This is a genomic window from Microbacterium sp. NC79 (genome assembly GCF_019061125.1).
GTDB lineage: Bacteria > Actinomycetota > Actinomycetes > Actinomycetales > Microbacteriaceae > Microbacterium.
In genome coordinates this window covers 1695705-1717062 of record NZ_JAHQYI010000001.1, presented here as the reverse complement: position 1 = coordinate 1717062, position 21358 = coordinate 1695705, and the positions used below count along the sequence as shown (strand labels likewise).

General features: G+C 62.2%; 22 protein-coding genes, 2 tRNA genes and 1 riboswitch. Of the genes, 13 read left to right on the top strand and 11 right to left on the bottom strand.

Translation table 11 applies throughout. The annotated features are described in order from the left end of the window. Positions 1-23 precede the first annotated feature (23 nt). The 3 genes from KTJ77_RS07745 to KTJ77_RS07735 form a co-directional block, all read right to left on the bottom strand. The gene (locus KTJ77_RS07745) at positions 24-404 is read right to left on the bottom strand and encodes an RNA-binding S4 domain-containing protein (protein WP_217337833.1); all 381 of its coding nucleotides are present in this window, start codon (positions 402-404) and stop codon (positions 24-26) included. Continuing rightward, complete coding sequence (locus KTJ77_RS07740) at positions 382-1077, bottom strand: lysoplasmalogenase family protein (RefSeq protein WP_367948863.1); 696 nt, start codon at positions 1075-1077, stop codon at positions 382-384. The genes KTJ77_RS07745 and KTJ77_RS07740 overlap by 23 nt, the downstream gene beginning before the upstream one ends. Positions 1078-1145: 68 nt before the next feature. Then, complete coding sequence (locus KTJ77_RS07735; RefSeq protein WP_217337831.1) at positions 1146-1724, bottom strand: GNAT family N-acetyltransferase; 579 nt, start codon at positions 1722-1724, stop codon at positions 1146-1148. A 108-nt stretch (positions 1725-1832) separates the two neighbouring features. Here KTJ77_RS07735 and KTJ77_RS07730 point away from each other — a divergent pair. Next, positions 1833-1906: transfer RNA gene (locus tag KTJ77_RS07730), tRNA-Pro, on the top strand. A 425-nt stretch (positions 1907-2331) separates the two neighbouring features. On the opposite strand, the gene KTJ77_RS07725 is transcribed toward KTJ77_RS07730, so the two are convergent. Then, positions 2332-3933: an HNH endonuclease signature motif containing protein gene (locus KTJ77_RS07725; protein WP_217337830.1), complete on the bottom strand. Its 1602-nt coding sequence runs from the start codon at positions 3931-3933 to the stop codon at positions 2332-2334. A 541-nt stretch (positions 3934-4474) separates the two neighbouring features. On the opposite strand from KTJ77_RS07725, the gene KTJ77_RS07720 reads away from it, so the two are divergent. The 3 genes from KTJ77_RS07720 (at position 4475) to KTJ77_RS07710 (ending at position 5946) form a co-directional block, all read left to right on the top strand. Further along, positions 4475-4927: a VanZ family protein gene (locus KTJ77_RS07720; protein WP_217337829.1), complete on the top strand. Its 453-nt coding sequence runs from the start codon at positions 4475-4477 to the stop codon at positions 4925-4927. A 25-nt stretch (positions 4928-4952) separates the two neighbouring features. Beyond that, positions 4953-5609, top strand: coding sequence for an alpha/beta fold hydrolase (locus KTJ77_RS07715; protein ID WP_217337828.1), 657 nt, complete (start codon positions 4953-4955; stop codon positions 5607-5609). 100 nt (positions 5610-5709) lie between these two features. Continuing rightward, positions 5710-5946, top strand: a complete 237-nt coding sequence (locus KTJ77_RS07710; RefSeq protein ID WP_217337827.1) for a hypothetical protein — start codon at positions 5710-5712, stop codon at positions 5944-5946. Positions 5947-5951: 5 nt separating this feature from the next. Here the strand turns inward: KTJ77_RS07710 and KTJ77_RS07705 are convergent, their stop codons facing one another. Continuing rightward, complete coding sequence (locus tag KTJ77_RS07705) at positions 5952-6884, bottom strand: D-alanyl-D-alanine carboxypeptidase family protein (protein WP_217337826.1); 933 nt, start codon at positions 6882-6884, stop codon at positions 5952-5954. A 238-nt stretch (positions 6885-7122) separates the two neighbouring features. On the opposite strand from KTJ77_RS07705, the gene KTJ77_RS07700 reads away from it, so the two are divergent. After that, positions 7123-7199, top strand: a tRNA-Pro gene (locus KTJ77_RS07700). A 151-nt stretch (positions 7200-7350) separates the two neighbouring features. After that, positions 7351-7467: riboswitch (SAM riboswitch) on the top strand. 35 nt (positions 7468-7502) lie between these two features. Further along, positions 7503-8018, top strand: a complete 516-nt coding sequence (locus KTJ77_RS07695) for a hypothetical protein (protein ID WP_217337825.1) — start codon at positions 7503-7505, stop codon at positions 8016-8018. An 87-nt stretch (positions 8019-8105) separates the two neighbouring features. Here KTJ77_RS07695 and KTJ77_RS07690 read toward each other — a convergent pair whose 3' ends face one another. From KTJ77_RS07690 to KTJ77_RS07680, 3 genes are read right to left on the bottom strand one after another with little or no spacing between them, the layout of a single operon-like run. Further along, a complete protein-coding gene (locus KTJ77_RS07690) occupies positions 8106-8642 on the bottom strand; it encodes a DNA starvation/stationary phase protection protein (RefSeq protein ID WP_217337824.1) in 537 nt (178 codons plus the stop codon). Position 8643: 1 nt separating this feature from the next. Next, on the bottom strand, positions 8644-8841 hold the full coding sequence (locus tag KTJ77_RS07685) for a hypothetical protein (protein ID WP_217337823.1): 198 nt from the start codon (positions 8839-8841) through the stop codon (positions 8644-8646). A gap of 22 nt (positions 8842-8863) precedes the next feature. After that, a complete protein-coding gene (locus tag KTJ77_RS07680) occupies positions 8864-9319 on the bottom strand; it encodes an SRPBCC family protein (RefSeq protein WP_217338396.1) in 456 nt (151 codons plus the stop codon). A 265-nt stretch (positions 9320-9584) separates the two neighbouring features. Here KTJ77_RS07680 and KTJ77_RS07675 point away from each other — a divergent pair, with 265 nt between their 5' ends. Next, positions 9585-9776 (top strand): CsbD family protein, encoded by a 192-nt coding sequence (locus tag KTJ77_RS07675; protein ID WP_217337822.1) that lies wholly within the window; start codon positions 9585-9587, stop codon positions 9774-9776. A 97-nt stretch (positions 9777-9873) separates the two neighbouring features. Here the strand turns inward: KTJ77_RS07675 and KTJ77_RS07670 are convergent, their stop codons facing one another. Continuing rightward, positions 9874-11718, bottom strand: a complete 1845-nt coding sequence (locus KTJ77_RS07670; RefSeq protein ID WP_217337821.1) for a glycerophosphodiester phosphodiesterase — start codon at positions 11716-11718, stop codon at positions 9874-9876. A gap of 144 nt (positions 11719-11862) precedes the next feature. Here KTJ77_RS07670 and KTJ77_RS07665 point away from each other — a divergent pair, with 144 nt between their 5' ends. Then, on the top strand, positions 11863-12720 hold the full coding sequence (locus tag KTJ77_RS07665) for an oxygenase MpaB family protein (RefSeq protein ID WP_217337820.1): 858 nt from the start codon (positions 11863-11865) through the stop codon (positions 12718-12720). Positions 12721-12722: 2 nt separating this feature from the next. Here the strand turns inward: KTJ77_RS07665 and KTJ77_RS07660 are convergent, their stop codons facing one another. Then, positions 12723-13676 (bottom strand): formylglycine-generating enzyme family protein, encoded by a 954-nt coding sequence (locus tag KTJ77_RS07660; RefSeq protein ID WP_367948862.1) that lies wholly within the window; start codon positions 13674-13676, stop codon positions 12723-12725. Between the two features lie 63 nt (positions 13677-13739). Here KTJ77_RS07660 and KTJ77_RS07655 point away from each other — a divergent pair, with 63 nt between their 5' ends. From KTJ77_RS07655 to KTJ77_RS07645, 3 genes are read left to right on the top strand one after another with little or no spacing between them, the layout of a single operon-like run. Further along, positions 13740-15227, top strand: coding sequence for a glycoside hydrolase family 1 protein (locus KTJ77_RS07655; protein WP_367948861.1), 1488 nt, complete (start codon positions 13740-13742; stop codon positions 15225-15227). A gap of 9 nt (positions 15228-15236) precedes the next feature. Further along, positions 15237-16466 (top strand): MFS transporter, encoded by a 1230-nt coding sequence (locus tag KTJ77_RS07650; protein ID WP_217337818.1) that lies wholly within the window; start codon positions 15237-15239, stop codon positions 16464-16466. A 7-nt stretch (positions 16467-16473) separates the two neighbouring features. Beyond that, positions 16474-18267, top strand: coding sequence for a sulfatase-like hydrolase/transferase (locus KTJ77_RS07645; protein ID WP_217337817.1), 1794 nt, complete (start codon positions 16474-16476; stop codon positions 18265-18267). Between the two features lie 12 nt (positions 18268-18279). Here the strand turns inward: KTJ77_RS07645 and dgt are convergent, their stop codons facing one another. Then, positions 18280-19902 (bottom strand): deoxyguanosinetriphosphate triphosphohydrolase family protein, encoded by a 1623-nt coding sequence (dgt, locus tag KTJ77_RS07640; RefSeq protein WP_217337816.1) that lies wholly within the window; start codon positions 19900-19902, stop codon positions 18280-18282. 220 nt (positions 19903-20122) lie between these two features. Between dgt and KTJ77_RS07635 the strand changes: the two genes are divergently transcribed. Both KTJ77_RS07635 and KTJ77_RS07630 read left to right on the top strand, forming a co-directional pair. Next, a complete protein-coding gene (locus KTJ77_RS07635; RefSeq protein ID WP_217337815.1) occupies positions 20123-20638 on the top strand; it encodes a hypothetical protein in 516 nt (171 codons plus the stop codon). Positions 20639-20736: 98 nt separating this feature from the next. Then, a complete protein-coding gene (locus KTJ77_RS07630; RefSeq protein ID WP_217337814.1) occupies positions 20737-21339 on the top strand; it encodes a TetR/AcrR family transcriptional regulator in 603 nt (200 codons plus the stop codon). The last annotated feature ends 19 nt before the right edge of the window (positions 21340-21358 follow it).

Here is a 21358-nt window from a genome sequence, read left to right as displayed (position 1 = left end):
TTCGCCCGTTCGGAGTGCCTCGTCTAAGTGACGTCGTGCTCGTCGCGCCCGCGGAGTCTGTCTATGTCGCGGCGCTCACGTTTCGTGGGGCGCCCGGCGCCGCGGTCGCGCACGGCGTGCATCGCCATGTGCTCACGGGGCGGGGGAGGAGGCGTGCGATCTTCCAGCGCCGTCGCCGCGATCGGTGCGCCAACACGTTTGGTGAGGAGTTCTCTTACGACCAGAATGCGGTCGAACCCAGAGATGCGCACGCGCAGTTCGTCACCAGGGCGAATGGCCTGAGCAGCCTTCGCCTTTTCGCCGTTGACGCGCACATGCCCGGCGCGGCATGCGGTGGTCGCTGCTGACCGGGTCTTGTAGATGCGAACGGCCCAGAGCCAACTATCGACTCGTACCGACGACATCTGCCTGCTTTCTGACGTGGGCGAGCACTCCAAATGCGAGGAGTCCCTGTCCGAGAGTGTACGTCAGCATGACAACGGGGCTCGTCCAGTCGCCGACGACGTCTGACATGAAGAGCTGGAATGCGAGCACCGTATCGGAGATGAGGAAGAACACCCCGCCCAGCAACACGATGAGGTTGCCGCGGGTTGCCGTGGCTGCTGTGAGACCCAGCACGATGCCATAGATAGCAACGCCGATGAGCAGGCCGCCCGCGTGCGGCCCGATGATCACGAGCATCGCCACCCACCACAGCACAAAGACGAGCGCGGCCTTCGGCAGCGTGCGAACTGCCACGTGACGGCTGAACAGGAGAATGTACGCCAGGTGAGCGATGCCAAAGAACACCAGCATCATCGGAACCGTCGGCAAGAACGGCACGAAGGTTCCGGCACCGTCGCCCAGCCAGGAGAAGAAGATCGCGAACAGCAGGATCGCGATGGGGGCTGTGCGGGTGAGGCGACGCGTGTTGAGCACGACAGCGATCGCGAGCAACGGCATGAGCCCCAGCTTGGTGGGCGCGGCGAGCGCGGCGTTGTGCGTGAACAGTGCGAAGACGTGCACGGCTGACAAGAGCAGGTATGGCACGAACGGGGGCCAGAGCACGCGGGTTCGGGCGGGCGCGATGGTCGTCACAGTGACACTCCTTCGAGTCGATAGCTCCAGCGTAAGGTTCGGTCGGTGTTCCGGCGGGACGCGCGCCGTCATACGGTCATCGCGACCACCGCCCGCGTGGGTTTGGGCTGATCAACGATCGTGAAACCGGCGTCGAGGAACGTCGACAGCGCACCGACGAACAGACTGTTGCTCGAGGTCTTGTCAGCGGCCGTGTCGATGGGATAGCCCTCGATGACGCGTGCGCCGTGTTGTCTCGCGTAGTCGACAGCGGCGTCGAGAAGCGCGCTGCTGGTTCCGGAACCTCGGTGCTCGCGGCGCACGACGAAGCAGGAGATTGCCCACACGGAGTCGTCATCAAAAGATTCTTTTGACGACGCGGTAATCATTTTGGTGCGCGCCAGTCGGGGCTGCCTGGTGCGCGGGCCGACCCGCACCCAGCCGGCGGGTTGGTCATCGATATAGGCGATGAGCGCCGGCGGTGGGCCAGCGGAAATTTCGTCTTCGAGCATGTCTTTGCGCTGATCGGCGCTGGAATTGGAGAACTCGGCGTTTGTGAGCGTCCACCACTGGCACTGGCAGCTCTTACCGTCGCCACCACCAGAGAGGGCATGTTGTACGTCGGCGAAGCGGTCTGGCGTCGCCGGATGAATCGTGACGGTTGACATGTGCTGACGCTACCTCTGGCCACCGACACGGCACCAGAGTGGTTCGGAGCGCGGTGTTTTCATGGGTAAGATAGACGAGTTGCCTTCGCGGCAGCGATAACCAAATAACGGGCTGTGGCGCAGCTTGGTAGCGCACTTGACTGGGGGTCAAGGGGTCGCAGGTTCAAATCCTGTCAGCCCGACAGATAAGCCCTGATCAGAGTTAATTTCTGGTCAGGGCTTCGTCGTTTCTGTGACGCGGAGCGGCGGGCGAGGTCGGTCATCGGTGGTTGTTCGTCGGCGGTTTGTGGCTCGTCGTCGTTCTTTGGTCTTTGGTCGTCAGTCGGTCGTCGGTCATCGTTGGTCGGTCGTTGTCGGCTGGTGGCTGGTCGTCGTCGTTCTTTGGTGGTCGGTCGCTGGTCATCGGTGGTTGGTCGTCGGCGGTCGGGGATCGGTGGTCGATCGTATCGTCATGTCCGTGGGCCCGCTCGCCTGGTGCCGCTGTGCGTTTCGGTAATCGCCGCACAGGGCATCGCACACTTTCGTGGATGCTCGCGCTGCTTTTCCGAGCAGCTTCACCGGGCTTTCCTCGGTGAAGCTTTGTTCCCTCCAAGCACGCGACAGCCGGTTAGTAGGGCGGCGGCCCAGCAGCCGGCCCGTCGAAGCCTTCACCCATCGCCGCGCGCCATCGTGCAGCCAAGCGAGCGGATCGCCGTGCTTCGGCTTCGGCCTCGGCGTCGGTTTCAGCCGAGGCGTCGGTTTTAATGTTGGCTTCCATTCTGGGTTCCGAGTCGGCTCCAGAAGTCCCCGGATCCCCGGGTTCTCCGGGATCTCCGAGAATGTCGGGTTCTCGGGGCTCGTTGGGTTCGCCGGGACCGTTGGGTTCTCGGGGATCGTTCGGTTCACCGGGATCATCAGGGTCTGGTCCGGTGGGGAAGAAGCGGAGTGTTGGTGTGGGGGTGTCGATATAGGTGCGGCCGCTGGGGCTGGTCCATTTCAGGATGCCGTTGCCCTGATGAGTGATGGTCCAGGCGGCGGCGTGCTTCATGACGTGGTGGCGTCGGCAGAGCAGGGCCATGTTGTCAAGGGAAGTTGGGCCACCGTCAGCGGCAGCGAGACTGTGGTCGGCGTCGGTGCGGTGAGCGGGTTGTCGGCATCCGGGGAAGCGACAGTGTTCATCGCGTACGCGCAGGGTACGGCGGAGGTCTTCGCTGGGCCGGTACCGGTCAACCGCCAGGATCGTGCCCGTCACAGGGCAGGTCATGACCCGGTCCCACCCGGATGCGGCTCCGACGAGGCGTCGTGCGGTTTCGGTGTCGATGGGGCCGGTTCCGATGAGCTCGGCACCCCGGTCAGTCACGCCTGCGGCGGTCAGGACGGGGATGCTGATCTGTACCTGTGCGGTGATCGCGGCCAGCCCCTCACCTGCCGCGATCGGTCCGCCACCAAGGAGGAGATCGCCGAAGATGTCGGCACGGATCTCATCGCGAGAACGGTCATCGATCTCACCCACGGTTGAATCATCTGCACCGGCATCGATGCCAACGGTGTCTGCGACGGCGCCGTCGCCGCCATTCGCGGTTTCGCAAGCCTTCGCCATCGACGTCAGCCGGTCGTGAACGCCGTGGGCAATCACGGCGGGCAGGACGGCGAGGAGTTCGGACATGCCGTCTTCGATGTCGCGGATCTCGACGCGGCGGTGTCGGCGGGCACGCTGGTGGCGTTCGGCCATGCCGCACTCGTGAATTTGTGCCGCCACCGCCGGTAGTACGGCGGCGAGTCGATTCGGGGAGAGCTGCTCGGCCCGTTCCACTGCGGCCTCGTCATACATCTCCCGCGCCCGGCCTGCAGGAAGCCCCTCAGAAGCGCGGATGATCGTGTTGACGTGTGCCTGGGTGATACGGCCCTCGCGAAGAGCTTCGAAGGTTTGCGGGAGGTTCGTGGTGACATCCCACGCGTTCGACAACCGCCGCTGGACCGTACGATCACTGACCCGCAGCGCGGCGCCGATCTCGGCGCACGCCGTCCGCAACGCCATCTCCCGTTCTGTGACCGGTGAAGGCAACACGGCCGTCAACTCTTCAGCCCGCGCAAACACCGCCGCATACAGCGACGTCTCCATTGCGGCCAACCCCGCCATTGCGGATTGAATCTCCCGCAGTGCATCGACAGCAAACAAGAACGCGTCGGCCGCGTCGGCCGGTGCGTCGTTGGTGTTGTCGATGGTCATACCTCTATTCTGCACCACTTGATAGCACAAATCTACGAAGATAACGAAACTCTAATCAGAAATTGTTTCGGATCTTGTTACGACCAACGTTGCTGCGCCCCATGCGAAAACGCATACGCTCACACAACATCGACTGCATTGAACTGACATCATGACTCGAGGAGCCACATCCATCTCGACGCCGCGCCTCATCGTAATAGCGGCCACCGTCATTGCCGTGTTCGCCCTGACTCTCATGCCTCAACGACCGACTTCACGATGATGAGATTCTTTGAATTCACGCGTCAATGATGACGCGACTCACCGGTCAACGATCTAAGAACACGACACGTCAACGATCACGCGACTCACCCGTCAACGATCACACCCCACAACGACGCGAATCCGTGTCAACGATGTCAGGAACTCAGGCACTGTCAGCCCGACCAAATTCCTGAGCGGGAGATCGTTGACAATCGATCTCCCGCTCTTGTCTCATCTGCATCGCAAAGCGTATGAAATTCATACGCTCACACAACATCCGATGCGGTGGGATGAACTCATGACCCGATCTCAAGCCGCATCGTCAGTGTCTGGGCCGCGCGTCGTCGTCGTGCTCATAACCGTGGTCGTGTTGCTCGCGCTCACGCTCATGCCTCGCCAATTCGTTGCGCCACTCCGCGGCGCTGTGATGCACCTCGCCTATGCGTTCGCAGAACCAACCGTCTCTGGAATGTCTTTCGTGCAGGTGGAGAGCACGCTTAACGCCCTCGTGTTCATTCCGCTCGGCGTGGTGCTCGCCATGATCTTCGGACGCAAGTTGTGGTTCCTGGCTCCCATCTTCGCGCTTGGCATCTCATTCACGGTCGAGTACATGCAGGCGCGAGTCCCCGGCCGTGTTCCAGACATCAATGACATCGTCTGGAACACGATTGGTGGGCTGATCGGCGCCTGCATCGTGACTGCTATTCGTTGGCTCCGAGCCGCAAACGCCGATACTCCACCCAAGCCCTAATACCCGTCGGTGCTAGCGTGTGGCGATGGCTTCCGAAACTCAGACCGTCGTGTTCTTACACGGCATTGATACTGGCCCTGATGTGTGGAACGACCACATTGCTTCACTACGGGAGGGCTGGCGCGGGATAGCGCTCCCGCTCGCGGGCCTGGCGCCCGAGAACGATGACTTCTCGTTGGCCACAGCAGCGCTTGCCGTGAGCGATGAACTCAATCGGCTCCGCATTCAACGCGCACACTTCGTTGGGCTGTCGCTCGGTGGCATGGTTGCCCTGCAGTTCGCTATCGACTTCCCAGATCGTGTTTTGTCGCTTGTTGTGACAGGGAACCAGGTGCGCATGGCCGGCGCTCAGCGGGTGCTGGTGAAGTTTCTGTCGCGTCTCGTCCCCGGCCATCTTGCGCCAGCCGGGATCAGCAAGAAGAGCCTCCGATCGCTTATCGATTCGGTCGGACGCGCAGATATGCGCAACGACTTCGCTCGCATCCTGGCACCCACCCTTGTGCTCTGCGGCGCCGAAGATCACTCGAGCCTGCCCTTTGCGCAAGAGCTCGCTGCCGGCGTTCGCGACGCCGAACTTCAGCTCGTTCCTGGCGCCGACGCTGACTGGGCGGCATACCACCCCGCCGATTTCATGGACCGTCTCACGACGTTCTATGCAACGATGACGCCTCGCCGCTGGTGAACGGTGCAACCCTGCACTCACGTCAGGGGAGTGAAGACCTCGTCGATAACCGTCGCGCCAGCGAGGTTTCGCAGCGTTAGCCGCAGGCCAGACGCGGCGCGTGTTCCTGCAGCGGCGTGATTCTGGTTCCGCTTGCCGGTTCAAGCTGGCTCCCATCACGCCGCCCCGCCTGCAAAATGCAACGGATCATGTGGTTGGTGAGGCTCCTGTGGCACATGAGCAGGGCATTTCGACATCCCCGATGCATTTCGGCGGGTCGATTGTGTGGTTGCGCTTCGTCATGCGGCGCGGGTACCCATTGGCTCCCGTCAACGCCACGGTGTGGATCGACGCATAGCCCGTTCAGCCCGCGAAGCGGGCGACCTGGTCGTAGAGCGAGCGGGAGACGCTGAAGCGTTCTTCGTCGGAAGTCTGGTTCATCACCACGACGAACACCCGAATGGTTGCGCCATCGGCCGTGACGATGTCTTTGGCGGAGAGCAGGTTGTAGCCGTCGAGCGTGCCGGTTTTGAGGCCGACGACGCCGGGGTCAGCGAGCAGGTCGTTGGTGTTCTCGACGATTCCGACGCCGGGGAGGTCAATCGCGCGCTTGGCGACGATTTCGGCGATGATCGGGTTGGCTAACGCAAGTCGACCGACCTCAACGAGTGCCGACGGCGTGGCGGTGTTGCGGTGGTCGATCCCGGTGGGCTCGACCATGGTGATGCCGGTGAGATTGTGGCGCTCGAGGAACCACGCTGCGGCGGTCACAAACTCATCATTCGAGCCCCAGATGTCGGTGACGAGATAGTCGACGTAGTTGCAGGCAGACCCGATGAGGATTCCCTCCAGCATTTGATATTGCGTGAGGGAGCCGTCGACGGGCACGGGCAGTGCCGACAAGCCGGCCCCCATTGCCTCGAAGTACGCGTTTTCGTCGTCCCAGGTGAACCCAAACGCGGGGCCTTGTTCCCCAACACCTAACGGCCGTGCTTCGAGAATCATCAGCGCGGTGATGAGCTTCGAAATGCTCGCCATCGGCAGCGCGTCGTCGGAGTTCGCCGAGATGGTTCCGTCGCCCACCGCCAAAGCAGCCTCGCCATTCGCCGGCCAAATGAGTTCGACTGACTCGTGCGGGCCCGTGATCGAACCCTCGGTAATCTCGAATCTTTCACCGCCGGGCGCCGTGGCCCACGCGACGAACGCAGCGCCCGCGCCACCCAGCATCAGCAAGACGAGGAGCACGGCGAGCAGGCGCGCGGGCTTGACAGTGGCTCTGGTCTGGGAACTCTTCATAATGCTCGAGCGTACGGAGCGGTGTATATCGTTAGCGTTTGCTTTTTGGCATATATGAAATCAACCGAGGGGCCGGGTGGACGCACTGCGCGCGAGTCGGAACCACGGTGCGGGTAAGTCGGAACCACGGTGCGCGGCTGCTGGCACGGTTGAGAGCTCCATGCGTGGCTGGTTCGCGCGCACATTGGTGAGTGAGTAAGATGGGGGAGTTGCCTTCGCGGCAACGACAACGAAACAGCGGGCTGTGGCGCAGCTTGGTAGCGCACTTGACTGGGGGTCAAGGGGTCGCAGGTTCAAATCCTGTCAGCCCGACCAATGTCCCGATGAGATTCAAATTCTCATCGGGACATTTCAGTTTCGGTCGTCGTCGGTCGTGCTCGTTCATCCGGTTATGCGTTTTGGCCAGAGCCCGGAAGGCTGACGCATTTTCTTGCAATGTCCGAGCTCACGGATATACTCGCTTCAGGTTCAAGAGTTGTAGTCGTAGGTACCTGGCTGGCTACACGGCAACCCCCTCCATCGAGCGGGGTGCCCCAGGGGAAGAACTGGCCCGACGCAATCGCGAGACGGGCAAGTCGATGGAATCTCGCTGTGGCGGGTTCCGGGATGGAGACTCCCATGTCCCTGATAGTCATTGGTGGCCAAGGCGCCGATGAGTTGCACCCGGTCGAAGGATGGGGCGATGTGCCGGTGGCCGATCGCCCGCTGTGGTCGCGATACATGGTCGACCACCTGCCGTGGTTTCCCGGCGTGACGGTGATGATCCACGTCGCGCCAGGGGTGATGAACGGCAACACTCGGGCACCGAAAATTTGGAAAGACACGGCCCGCGGGCTCCACGCCGTTGGCTTCACGCCAGCCGACTACTACCTCTTGGTAGAGCTCATCACGCATCGCATCGACCAACTCGACGTCAACCGTCATGCGCCGTTGTTCGAGCTGTGGCCGACGAATGATGAACGGCGCCCGCGCATCTTTCGGCTGAACCCGACGCGATGGGTGCCATGGCTGGAGCAGGTGCGTGCCGGTGAATCTCCGAGTCGTGCCGTCGATTGGGTTCTCACCGACGGTAACCCGAGGCCGCTGGGTGCACTGTACCCGGCGAACGGTGACGCACCGACGATTATTCGGTAGGTGAACGCCATGGCGGAGCCCGACCGGTTAGGTGGGCTCCGCCATGGCTGCGGCCGCGACTCAGCGCATCGCTTCGCGGCTGCCGTCCTACGCCTTGCGAGGAGTGCGATTCTCTGCACTGACCATCCACGAGAACTGTTCAAGCTTCTCGATAATTGCGTGCAAGATGTCGGCGCTTGTGGGGTCTTCCTCGTCGACGGCGTCGTGTACATCGCGCATGGTCGCCACCGTCTTATCGAGTAGTTGTGTGATGAGGTCGATCGTCTCTGACGTGTCGACTTCGCCCGCGGGGAAAGCGGGCAACGACGTTGTCTTGGCAACGGTCGCTGTGCGACCGTCCGGAACCGCGTGCAGCGCCCGCATGCGCTCGGCGACCGTGTCGCTAAACTCCCGCGCCGCCTCAATGATGTCATCGAGTTGACGGTGGGTGTCGCGGAAGTTGCGACCGACGACGTTCCAGTGGGCTTGCTTGCCCTGCAGCTGCAAATCGAGCAGGTCGACGAGCACAGCCTGAAGATTTTTCGTCAGCGTTGCTGACGCCGTAAATCCTGCCTCAGCGTTCTCGCGGGCGGTGGTTGCCGCCGCGGTCGTTGATTTCTTGGATGACGTTGATTTTGTGGCCACGTTAGGACCCCTGTCGCTCGTTGGTTGGCAAGGCGTCGGGATCCGCCTCAGCGGCCAGACGATCAGCAGTCGCGCTGTCGATCAACGCGTCGTTGGCATCGGGATCCAAAATGTTCTCACCGTCTTTTCGGATGGTTCCCTGGTCGGGCTCTTCGCTGGGGATTGGGCCCGGTACTGGCGGAATGCTGGGGTTTGACATATCCATCTCCTTCGACCGATCTTTACGCTTCGATGTCTCCACGCCATTCACCGGTTTCGGTGCCGCGTGCTTCAATGAACTTCTTGAAGTTTTCAAGGTCCTTTTTTACGGCGTGCTTTCCCATTCCAATCGCGGCACCGAGGTGCTCGAGGAGCCCCTCTGGCTTCCAGTCGAGTTGCACAGTGACACGTGTTTCGGCTTCATTTAGCTTGTGGAAGGTCACGACACCGGCGTGTTCGGTATCGCCTCCTGTGCTTTTCCATGCGACGCGCTCATCGGGACTCTGCTCTGCGATGACAGCATCAAACTCTCGCTCCGCACCGCCGACACGTACCTTCCAGTGCATTCGGGTGTCGTCGATCTGGGTGACAGACTCGACCTCGTCCATGAACTGAGGGAATGACTCGAACTGCGTCCACTGGTTGTAGGCCACGCTGACCGGAACTTCGACGTCGATGGTTTCTATGATTTCCACGATGTATTCCTCCCGAGGTTATGAGCAGGTGTGTTGTCTATTGAGTCGGAACCGCGTCGAAGAGTGGAGGGGGTTGACATTAGTAGCGAGATCAGCGCATGTGCTGCCGGCAAAGCGCGCTTCAAGATCCGCATGTAACCCTCGCGCCCGGGCGCGCACGATAGGCGGCGACACAACGCAAAGTCAATCCCCTAGAGCAGAAAATGCCGGGCATCTACCGTCGTCAGTATCCGCTCCACACGAGCGAGAACTTTGGAAGGAGAACCCCATGGGTATCGGAGACGACATCGCGAACAACGCGAAGGAAACAGTTGGCAAGGCCAAAGAAGGCCTCGGCGACGCGACGAACAACGAGAAGCTGGAAGCGCAGGGCAAGATCGATCAGGCTGACGCCAAGGTCGAAAAGGCCAAGGATGCCGTCGAGGACAAGATCGACGACGTCAAGAACCGCATGAAGTAGCCGCTCCTCCACATGCGAAGGTCGGACCCGTGTTAACGGGGTCCGACCTTCGCGGGTGCAGACGTGGTTCCGCCCGGCTCTATCCCGGTGTCAGACGCTAGAAAATGGTCACGAACCGCATGATTGCGTCGAAGAGAACAGGCGACATTCCGGGATCTTCGTTCATCTGCGTGCGTGCTGCTAGCGCGATATCTGGGCGGTCGGTAATGATGCCGTCGACGCCGTCGCGAAGCAACTGACGTATCCGCATCTCATCGTTGACGGTCCACACGAACATGCCAAGGCCCGCTCGGTGCGCTTCCGCATTGAGGTCTGTGGAATACGACCATTCTTCGATCACCACGAAGTCTGCCGACGTCTGGGGGAGAGCGGAACCAGCAAACGCCATCGTATAGCCGACGGTAAGTGCGGGGCGCATCCGTTTCAGATCTTCAACCACGTGGGGATCCAGTGAATGATAGATGTGGTTGGCCAGAAAGCCTTGCTCATCGATCTCGCTCACCAACCGCTTGAGGAAATCGGGAGTCTCGCGTCCGTGAAGCTTGATTTCGATGAGCAACTTCTGACCGATCGCGTCGGCGTGAGCAAGGTAGTCCTTGAGGCTCGGGATGACATCGGAGTGGCCGGCAAGGTCACGTACGGTCGTCTTGGTAGCTTGCGCAACCGTCAGATCAGCGAGGTTCACATCTTTGCCTGCAAGACGGCTCAAATTGGCATCGTGCATCACAACAAAGCCGCCGTCTGCGGTTTGCATGACATCCATTTCAACGAGGTCGGAGCCCGCGTTTGCTGCGCCATCCAACCCGCCAATGGTGTTCTCAACACCCACATTCGAAAAGCCACGGTGCGCGAGTACGAGCGTGCTTGGCTGGCGAGACAGCTCAAACATCAGCGGCGCTGTAGTTGCAGCGGTCGCCCCGGCAATGCCAACGAGCACGGCGGCCGTCACCACGGTGTATCGACGAGAGACATTCTTCGCCACCGCGGCTGGTGCATCACTACCGGAGAGCGGAACCAGATCGGGGTGTGCGGCAAGGGTAATCTCTGAAGCCCGCACCGCGACCGTGACCACCATCACCGTGGCCGATGCCATCACCACAATGCCAGCGGTGACAGCGATGCCCAGCATGATGGCCGCCGTCACGGGCGCCGCCTCCGGCCACACCGCATCCATCAGCATCGTTGGTGCGATGCTGACGACCAGGAGGAGAAAGCCAGCAGCCACGCTTGCCAGCGCGATGATCAAGACGGCCAAGAAGATCGGAACCTCGTACGCTTTCGTGAGCCTGAAGCTGAGCTTGCGCGCCCGCCTCCCCGACAGCGCCGTCGCGGCGTACAGCGGCAACGTCAACGAGTACCGCGTGTTGAGGGTTCCCACGATGAGGAGAAAAACAATCCAGCCGATGATGCCAGGCACACTCTTCATGAGTTCACCAGAGATGAACGACGGAACCGTGATGGTGCGGGTAATCACCGAGAGAAAGCCGAATCCGGCGAGCGGAAGGATGACCAGCAAGTACGGCATGAGTCCCAGGGAGCTCGGCCGCACTAAACGAGCAAAGACCCCGGCGAACTCGCGCCAGATCGTACGCAGCCGGAACGCCTCACCGGCGAGGGCGTGCCGCGCGGCGACCACGAGAAGCATGAGCTGGCCGAGCATGAGCAGGTAGCCGAGGATCAAGACGACAACGAACACCGCGATCGCAAATGGGCTGGCAAATACCTGGCCGATGCGCGGCATGTCGATGCCGGAGAGCCCAGCCGCCGAAAGCGCTTCGTGAACGAGCCACCCCATCACCGGCAATGCGATCAGCGCAATCGCAACCTGCGAGAGCACGGCGATGAGGGCAATCGTGGTTCCGCCTGTCCGCACAATGCGAAATGCGCTGCCCAGCAGATCAGCCGTTGTTGCTCGAATGCGGGGTGTGGACGGCGTAGACACTTATGCTCCTTGGAACGCATCTGGAGGATAGATAATCCAGAACAGATGACGCTAACAGACATTCCCCAATATAGGATGCTGTCCAAGTGCAGGTGTAATCGGCACGATCTTTTCTTTACGGTTCGTCTTGCAAGGAGCACCGCGATGACCTCGTCCATTTCCCCCGATACGCCGCGCAGCGACGATGGGTACTTCGGGCCAGACAGTGTGACGTGGAAGGTATTTGCCGACCCGGCGACGAAGCTCGGTGGCATGGCCGCGCTCCTTCTGCAGGCGCTCAACCCCAACATGATGCGCCTTTTCGACCAGGCGACGGCGTCGTACGGCGACGCGGCCGGACGGGACGAGCGCACCGGCCGCTACCTCGACACCATCGCCTTCGGAGACAAGGCCCACGCTGATGCGGCCGCGAAATCGGTACGCCGCATGCACGCACACGCGGTGTGGGACGACCCATACACCGGGCAGACGCTGCGCGCCGAAGAGCCCGCATGGATGGCCTGGACGCACAACACTCTCGTGTATGCGCTGCTCAGGTCAGCTGAGGCATTCGGCCTCAAGCTGACACCGGAGGAAGAAGACCGCTTCGTCGTCGAACAGCATATTTCTGCCGGACTCCTCGGGATGGACCCGACCACGCTACCCGCCACCCGCGCGGAGCTGGACAAACACATCGATGAGCAACGACACTGGCTCTCGCTGTGTCTGCCTGCCGCGCAGGTCACCAGGCAGCTGCGCAAGCCGAGTTTCCGCGGCAACCCGATCACGGTGTGGACCACGATTATCGTCACGGACGGCGTGCTGTCGATCCTGCCGGACTGGGTACTGCTGCTCTATGGCATCGAGGGTCGACCGATGAACCTCCGCGCCGCAGGTAAGACCACGAAGCGGCTGATGGCTATCGCCCGCAAATCCGAGTCATACGAAAACGTGATTACGACGGTGACCACGCGCATCGACAACCACCCGTACCGCAAGGTGCGGCCAAACAAGCGCGGCTGAACTCACCGCCCCACCGTGCGAAAGCCGGCGTTACCCATTGACGAGTCCGGGGTGTTCTGCGACCGCGCAGCGTTGCGGTAGCGGTTGCAGTAGGAGAGGTGGCACAGGTAGCTGCCACCTCTCAATACGCGGGCGGAACCATGGGCCGGGCCCCGCGGATCCGTGACGGCTGCAGACGTGTACGTGCGGGGAGAAAACCAGTCAGCACACCATTCCCACACGTTGCCGACCGTTTGCCACAACCCGTATCCGTTGGGGGCAAACGTCCGCACCGGAGCGGTGGTCAAGTACCCGTCATCGAGCGTATTTGTGCGCGGAAACTCGCCCTGCCAAATGTTGGCGCGCCAACCGCCCTCGTCGACGTCTTCGTCGCCCCACGGGTATTTCCGCTCGGCAAGGCCGCCTCTCGAGGCGTATTCCCACTCAGCCTCGGTCGGGAGGCGTCGCCCCGCCCAGGCGCAATACGCCTGCGCGTCATTCCAACTGACATGCACGACGGGGTGATCGCCAAGGCCAAGAAGTGAGGAGCGCCGCCCACCCGGGTGCCGCCAACTTGCCCCTTGCACGCTCCACCACCACGGGGTTCCGGAACCAGAACCAAGGATTTCTGCCTCCGCAGCCTGCACGGCTAAATGGAACACCGCAGAGTCTCCAAATCTCTCCGCGTCTGTGCGGTACCCGGTTGCCGCCGCGAAACGCGCAAAGTCGTCATTCGTCACCGGCGTCACGTCGATATCAAAAGCGGAGAGGGTCGCGTCGTGGAGCGGAACCTCGCCATCGGCGGGATTACGGTCGCCAGAGGAGTCGCCCATCACGAATGTTCCGGCAGGAATGTGTGCCTGCGCGATGGAATGCACCCCGACTCCCGTGTCCGGGGGTGCATCCGAGACACCCGACGCGCCGCGCGCGGGCAGTCCACAACCGCAGCCGGCACCCTGTTCCTGATGTGAGATCACGCACCCAGCATAGAGACCGAGAAATGCTTGCCATGCCATCACGCGCACCCTAGGCTACGAGAAGTGGGACGAGTGTCCCACTTTGCGCTTGAGCGAACGCCGTTGTTCGCCACCGGGGAGACGATGATGTTTCACGAACCACACGCCAGCACCGACGCCGAGGCCCTAGGCCGTGCTATTCCTCCGCATTTCCTGTTGGGCACAGCCACCGCCTCCGCACAGATCGAAGGCGCGACAGCGGTCGGGCGGCGCACCCCCAGCGTATGGGACCGATTCAGCGCGGAGCCCGGGCGGATTATTGACGGAACCACGACAGCGGTGACAGCAGATCACTTTCACCGGGTGCCGGAAGATGTAAGACTCATGGCGGATCTCGGATCCAACGCCTACCGCTTCTCGCTCGGTTGGACACGTTTGCAGCCGGGCGGCAGGGGAACGCTCGACGCTGACGGTGTCGCGTTCTACGATCGCCTCCTCGATGAGCTGCACGCTGCGAACATTGCGCCGTTCGCCACCATCTTCCACTGGGACCTTCCCGAGGAGTACGAGAACGGATGGTTGAACCGCGACACCGCCGCGCGACTCGGCGATTTTGCGGCACTCCTTGGCGAGCGCTTCGGCGACCGCATCGACAACTGGATCACCATCAACGAGCCCGCCACAGTGACGCTCAACGGCTACGCGCTCGGGCTTCACGCACCAGGCGAGGCCCTCCTCTTCGACGCGCTCCCCACCGTGCACCATCAGCTGCTTGGCCATGGTCTTGCGGTGCAAGCACTACGCGCGGCCGGGGTGCGCGGTCAAATCGGCATCACCAACGTGCATACCCCCGTGGTTCCGGCAAGCGACAGCCCCGAAGACTTTGCGATGGCGACGCTCTTCGACATCGTGCACAACCGTGTCTTCGCCGACCCGGTGCTCCTCGGGCACTACCCGGAGGTTCCGGACTTTCTCGCACCCTTGTTCGGCGCATTCGCCGACATTCCCGCAGAAGACCTCAACATCATCTCCCAACCGCTCGACTTCTACGGGCTCAACTACTACATGCCGACGCGCGTGGCGGCGGGCGCAGGCGGAGGCGAAAGCCCAGACGGAACCAGCGAAGCGATGGCAGATTTGCCTTTCCGCCTCGAGGAATTCGATGAATACGCCACAACCGGCTTCGGCTGGCCGATTGCGCCGGAATACTTCGCGACAACGTTGCGCGAAGTGCAGGAACGCTATGGTGATGTGCTCCCGCAGGTGTACATCACCGAGAACGGTGCCAGCTTTGACGACGTTGTGAACGGCGCTGGCGAGATCGCCGATATCGAGCGAATCAACTACATCGGCGAGCATCTCGCCACGGCGCTCGCGGCAGTCGCGCCTGGCGGAGTCGCGGAAGGAATCGATCTGCGGGGCTTCTTCGTCTGGTCGCTTATCGACAACTGGGAGTGGGCTGCCGGGTTTACTCAGCGCTTTGGCATTGTGCACGTCGACTTCGACAGCGGAACCCGAACGCCCAAAGCCTCCTATCGCTGGCTCCAAGATGTTGCCCGCGCGCGACAGTAGGGGGCGATCATGACTCTGGAATCGGCTGCACCCGCCCCCGAAGTCGCAAGCCGTGAGCCGGTGAGCCGCACGTGGCTCCTGCTGTTCGCGCTCGCCTGGTTTGGATTCTGGCTTCTGGTGATGCTGCCCGGCCAGTTCATGGTCGTGAAGCTCGCCAGCGTCATCGATCCGGCCGAGAAGGTGGCGATCGGCTCCTTCCTCATCACGGAGATGGCGCTCGTGATCGTGGTCGGTGTTCCGCTCATCGGCTGGCTCTGCGACCGCACTCGTACCCGTTTTGGTCGTCGCCGCACGTGGGCGCTTGGTGGTCTGATCGTGGCGACGGCACCATTCGCCTTCGTCGGTCAGCAGACGTCGTGGGCAGGCGCTGCGGTACTGCTCGGTCTCGTCGCCCTGGGCGAAGCAGCCGTGCTCGTGGCGCTGTCTGCGATCATCGCCGATCAGGTGCCAGAAGCTCAACGCGGGCGCGCGTCGGCCGCGATGGGCGTTCCGCAGGTTTTTGCGCTGGCACTTGGCATGATCATCGTCACCGAGTTGGTGACAGATGTCGGAACCAGTTGGCTGGTGATCGCGGTGCTTGCGTTGCTGACACCGCTCCCGTTCTTGCTTGCGTTTCCAGAACCCGCGCCGCAAGACAAGCCAGCCCGTGCGCGCCGCAGCCTGTGGCGCCGCGCCTCCTGGGCCGGTTACGGCGACCTGGGCTGGGCTGGGCTCTCCCGCGTTCTGATCAACGCCGGAAACCTCGTTGGTACGACATATCTGCTCTTCTTCCTCGCCGACGTCCTGTTGCTGCCTGACCCCGACGGATCGCTCATGATCCTGATCCTCTTCTACCTCGGTGGCTGCGCGATTGCCTCGTGGCTCGGGGGAGTGCTGACGGACCGCTTCCGCGCTCGTCGGGTGTTCATCGCACTGTGTGCCGGGCTGCAGGCAGCGGCCGCGTTGCTCCTGGCCTTCGTGCCCACGTGGGACGCCAGTATCGTCGCAGCCGTTCTCCTCGGCGTCGGTTATGGCATGTTCCTGTCGGTGGATCAGGCGCTGCTCACCGACGTCTTGCCTGATTCAGAAACCCGCGCTCGAGATCTTGGCATTGTGAATTCGGCCCAGCACCTTCCGATCGCGCCGCTGGTCGGCTGGGCGGTGCTGACGGTCGCCGGGTACACCGAGCTCTACATCGTGGCCGCTGTCATCATGATTATTGGTGGCCTTGTCGTCTTCCGCGTGCGATCAGTGAGGTGAACGAAGCGTGAAAGCCATCGTCGTGATGTTCGACACCCTGAACCGAAAGTTTCTGCCGCCGTATGGAGCCGAGGGTATTCACGCACCCAACTTCGAACGACTCGCGAGCAGGTCGGTGCAATTCGACAACTGCTATGGCGGTTCCATGCCCTGCATGCCCGCGCGCCGCGAGATGCACACGGCGCGCCACAACTTTCTGCACCGCGGTTGGGGGCCGTTGGAACCATTTGATGACTCGATTCCGCAGATGCTGACTGAGGCGGGCGTGTACACGCACCTGGTGACGGATCATCAGCACTACTGGCTTGATGGCGGGGCGACGTATCATCCACGTTTTCGCACGTTTGAGCTGTTCCGCGGCCAGGAGGGTGACGAATGGAAGGGGCAGGTTGCCGACCCCGATATGACAAACGTCACACCCTACGCAAGCAACCGCGACCTACGCAGGCAAGATGTTATCAACCGTCAATACCTCGCAGACGAAGCAGATCATCCGCAAACGAAGACATTTGATGCGGGGCTGAACTTCATCGAAACGAACCTCGCTGAAGATCACTGGATGGTGCAGATCGAAACGTTCGATCCGCACGAGCCGTTCTTCAGCTACGAGAAATATCACCAGCTGTATTCCGATGTTGCCCCACCCGGCGGACGCGACTTTGATTGGCCCGACTACAAAGAAGTCACCGAGTCGGCAGAAGAGCTTGCGCACCTGCGCGCACGATACTCGGCCCTCCTTTCGATGTGTGATGCGTCGCTCGGTCGAGTGCTCGACATGATGGATGCGCACAGCATGTGGGATGACACGATGCTCATCGTGTGCACTGATCACGGCCTCCTTCTCGGTGAGCACGATTGGCTGGGAAAGAATGTGCCGCCGTTCTACGACGAGACCATTCACATTCCGCTGTTCATTTGGGATCCGCGATCGGGCGTTGCGGGGGAGCGCCGCGATCAGGTCGTGCAAACCGTCGATCTCGGGCCCACCCTGCTTGACCTTTTCGGCCTCCAGACGACGCCCGATATGCAGGGTGAATCGCTGGCTTCGGTGATCGCCGATTCTCGGCCGATCCGGGAGACGGCACTGTTTGGAATCCACGGCGGCCACGCGAACATTACTGACGGTCGATATGTGTACATGCGTGCTGCCGTCACGCCAGATAACCAGCCGCTGGTGGAATACACGCTCATGCCGACCACGATGCGTGGGCGTATGCCTGTCGAGCTTTTGGAAGCAGCGCAACTGGTTCCGCCGCTCAGCTTCACGAAGGGCGCACCCGTACTGAGGGTTCCGGCGCTCGCACCCACCAACCCTGCGGCCTTCGGTACCCTTCTTTTTGACCTGCAGACTGACCCGGAGCAGCGTCATCCGCTTGTGGATGACGCGCTGGAGATGCGCATGGCAGAGCTTCTTGTTGCAGCGATGCGGCAAGCCGACGCGCCAGCCGAGCAATACGTTCGACTCGGGCTTCCGCAGGCGGGCACCGTCACAAACGCGCACCTCGTACTCGGACGTCAGCCAGCGGCGACCGACACGGAGACCCTCGACCCCAACGACTTCGTCGGCTCTGCCGTTGCAACGCGCAGCGTGCGCGAGCTGCTCGATGATCCGACATCGCGGGAAGTGTTGCGCGGTGTTCTCGGTGAGATTGTCGATGGCCCGCTCCCGGCCGAGGCGCTACAGATGACGCTGCTGGATATTGCGACCGTCACGGTCGGCATGGTTCCGCCCGCCGCGATCCACGCCATTGCCGGACTCCTCGATGGGCGGGAGCCAGACACCGCGGCGAGCCATCGCTGACGTCGCGTCGATTCAGGTGAGGCCCGTCATTGTGCGGTGAGTCGCGATGGCCTGCTGGTCGCTGAGCGAAGACACATAGTCCACGATCGCCCGTCCGCGGGACTGGCGGCGCAGGGCTGCGTCGCTCGCGTCGCCGAGGATGGCGTCTGGGCGTTCGTCGCGCATCACGAAGGTGTTGTCGGTAACCTCCTCCACCCACTCCTGCAACCGGCGTGGCGCACGAGGCGCATCGTCTGGGGCAGTCAACCAGGCGTCATAGCCGAGCGTCAGATCGGTGACGATCCGGGCTTGCCCACGCTGCGGCAGCGCGAGTTCTGGTCGTTCCAACACAAAGTGGGCGTGCACGAACTTCAACACAATGACCTCGTGCCAGGCCCGCTGGTTTAGACGCACGTGACCGCTACGCACATGGGGGTCGCGCTCAACGACAACCGAGGTGCGAAGGTGCTCGATCCAGCGGCGGGTGAATCCCGAGACAGCCCGTTCACTGTCGATGCCGCCGTCATATGCCGCCGCAAGCAATGAGCCATTGATGCTCTCGCTCACCCGCTGCACGGCCTCCGCAAACGCGTCGCGGTCGGCGATCCATGCGTCCTTCATCGACGCGCGTCGCCACAGCAGCTCAAGCGCAGTGCCAGGCGCCCGCCGCGTCGCGGCAAGTTCGGCGGCGTCCATTGTGGCGAATGCGCTGGCAGCCGACAGCCAAGCCAGAAACTCGGCCGCAACTTCGGCCTTTTGCAACACTCCACCGCGCGCGAATTCATCGAGATCATGCACCGCGTACGCGATGTCATCGGCGAGATCCATCACGGCACATTCGACCGTCTGTTGGCCGCGAGCGATTGTCGGGAATGCACGTAACGCCTGCTCCATTTGTGGCGCGTCGAGCGCATACGCTGAGAACTTTCCTGCACCGGCGATGGGGTCTGCCCCCACGCCACGACGGCGGTCAGAAACGGCGAGTTCGGCGGTGGTCACACCGATCCATTCGCCACGCGTCCACGGATATTTGAGTGTGGCAGCTCGCGTGCTCGCGGTTAGGTTGAGGCCAGGAAAATTACGCCCCAGCGTGTCGAGCTGCACCAGGATACGGAATGATTGGGCGTTGCCTTCGAACCCCTCCAGCAGTCCCAGTCGATCCCGCGCGATCCGATCAAGCACCCGCTCACCGAGATGGCCAAACGGCGGGTGACCGAGATCATGCGCGTGGGCGGCGCCCTGCGCGACAATCGTGTCGCACCCGCCGAGCGCCTCAATCGTGGCACCGGTGGCATCGTCGTCTGTGCGTTCGCCACGCACATATGCGCGGTGACGCGCGGCTGCCCCCGCAAGGTTGGCGGCAATCACCCTGGCGACAGCACTCACCTTGAGCGAGTGGGTGAGGCGGTTGTGTGCCATCGGGCCGACGCCAGAGAGCGGAACCACCTGCGTGACGTCAGAGAGCCTGCCGAAGTAGGGCGAAAAGCGGATTCGCTCAAGGTCAATGCGATACTGCTCCGTCGCAAGCGAGCCTGCGGCCGCTGCCGGATTGGGGCCCGTGACATCGTCGGCAGATAGCGCCGAGTGCTGGGACGACTCGGCCTCGGCATAGCGGCGAGATGTACGCGACGGGGTGGCGGGTTCCGCAAGAGTCATGATGTCATTCAACCAGGCGCGGTGATCGGCGCCGCGGCAACACGAGAACACCTGCCAGGGTCACAATCGCCGCGCTTCACGATGTTCCTTTCAGAGATTCTCGACCCTGATATGAGTTCATCACACGGGTCCAAGCACATCATCGCGAAGGTCAGTGAATGTGCCATCACCCACTCGGATGATGTCACTGACGGGGTATCGAAATGCATAGGCTGGGATCATGGATGCATCGTCGACGGGAGTACGCCGCTTCTTTCAACAGATCTCGACCGAGGAAGGGGTCTACGGACTCATTCTGGTCTCCGGTCTGGTGGCTGCGGCCGGTGGGGTGCATGCGCCATCCTTCAAGATCCTCATCTTCGTTTCGGTCACGGTGATCGTGTTCTGGCTCGCGCACGTCTATTCCGGCGTTGTCGCCCGCCACGGGCGCCGCGACGACGATGGTCAGCCAGCCCACCTCGGTGCTGTCATCCGTCACGCCATCGGCAAGGCGCGCGGCATGTTGCTCGCCGTCGTGGTTCCGGGAATCGCACTGCTCCTCGGCGTCTTTGGCGTATTCGATGACACGACCGCCACGTGGGTTGCGCTGTGGTCATGCGTCGGAGTGCTGGCCCTACTGGGATTCGTCGCCTATAGCCGGCTCGGTGTGAGCTGGCTCTGGCGCATCGTCGGCGCATTCGCGACCGCGTCATTCGGGCTCATCATCATCATTGCCAAGACGATCGTGACGCATTAGCGCCCTTTCCACGTCTGCCCATCGCTGGGTAGTGGGACGATCGCCCCAGTTGAGCTAGTGTTTAGCCACTGCACGGCGACGATGTCGAGGGGGAGCGCATGGCGCACACACCGGTTGACGAGCGTCGTCGTGCGTTGCTGGCAGCCGCGATGCGCGTGGTTGCTTCGCGGGGGCTCGCGGCGGCATCGACTCGTGCGATCGTCGCGGAGGCGGGGATGTCGCTGGCGAGTTTTCATTACGCGTTCGCGTCCCGCGATGACCTGCTTGAGGTGTTGATCAGTGAGGTGATCGCTCTCGAAGAACGCGCCATCGCACCCAAGGACGTGGCGGGTAAGACACTCACCGAGCTGCTCCACGATGGGCTGCTCGGATACCTTCACCATCTGCAGTCTGACCCCGCGCACGAGCAAGCCATGCTCGAACTCACGCAATACGCGATTCGGGATAAGAGCGATCTCGCACGAGACCAGTACACCGCCTATACCGGCATGGTGATGAACGCACTCGATATCGGCGCGCAGGCAACCGGAACGCACTGGCTGGTTCCGCTGCCGACCGTTGCGCGTCTGCTCATCACACTGACCGATGGCCTCACGATGACGTGGCTTGTCGACCGCGATGATGCCCTCGCCGAACAGGTTGTGGCAGCCGCCGCGCACGCCGTATCTGCGCTCGCGGCAGACAACACCTCCGCGAGTTAGCGGGGCACAAACCACCCAT

What these genes read in the sequence shown, in the direction of transcription:
- KTJ77_RS07725 (WP_217337830.1), bottom strand. Translation starts at nt 3,933, where the DNA reads ATGACCATCGACAACACCAACGACGCACCGGCCGACGCGGCCGACGCG.
- KTJ77_RS07675 (WP_217337822.1), top strand. Translation starts at nt 9,585, where the DNA reads ATGGGTATCGGAGACGACATCGCGAACAACGCGAAGGAAACAGTTGGC.
- KTJ77_RS07695 (WP_217337825.1), top strand. Translation starts at nt 7,503, where the DNA reads ATGTCCCTGATAGTCATTGGTGGCCAAGGCGCCGATGAGTTGCACCCG.
- KTJ77_RS07630 (WP_217337814.1), top strand. Translation starts at nt 20,737, where the DNA reads ATGGCGCACACACCGGTTGACGAGCGTCGTCGTGCGTTGCTGGCAGCC.
- KTJ77_RS07745 (WP_217337833.1), bottom strand. Translation starts at nt 404, where the DNA reads ATGTCGTCGGTACGAGTCGATAGTTGGCTCTGGGCCGTTCGCATCTAC.
- KTJ77_RS07705 (WP_217337826.1), bottom strand. Translation starts at nt 6,884, where the DNA reads ATGAAGAGTTCCCAGACCAGAGCCACTGTCAAGCCCGCGCGCCTGCTC.
- dgt (WP_217337816.1), bottom strand. Translation starts at nt 19,902, where the DNA reads ATGACTCTTGCGGAACCCGCCACCCCGTCGCGTACATCTCGCCGCTAT.
- KTJ77_RS07720 (WP_217337829.1), top strand. Translation starts at nt 4,475, where the DNA reads ATGACCCGATCTCAAGCCGCATCGTCAGTGTCTGGGCCGCGCGTCGTC.
- KTJ77_RS07635 (WP_217337815.1), top strand. Translation starts at nt 20,123, where the DNA reads ATGGATGCATCGTCGACGGGAGTACGCCGCTTCTTTCAACAGATCTCG.
- KTJ77_RS07715 (WP_217337828.1), top strand. Translation starts at nt 4,953, where the DNA reads ATGGCTTCCGAAACTCAGACCGTCGTGTTCTTACACGGCATTGATACT.
- KTJ77_RS07665 (WP_217337820.1), top strand. Translation starts at nt 11,863, where the DNA reads ATGACCTCGTCCATTTCCCCCGATACGCCGCGCAGCGACGATGGGTAC.
- KTJ77_RS07735 (WP_217337831.1), bottom strand. Translation starts at nt 1,724, where the DNA reads ATGTCAACCGTCACGATTCATCCGGCGACGCCAGACCGCTTCGCCGAC.
- KTJ77_RS07650 (WP_217337818.1), top strand. Translation starts at nt 15,237, where the DNA reads ATGACTCTGGAATCGGCTGCACCCGCCCCCGAAGTCGCAAGCCGTGAG.
- KTJ77_RS07685 (WP_217337823.1), bottom strand. Translation starts at nt 8,841, where the DNA reads ATGTCAAACCCCAGCATTCCGCCAGTACCGGGCCCAATCCCCAGCGAA.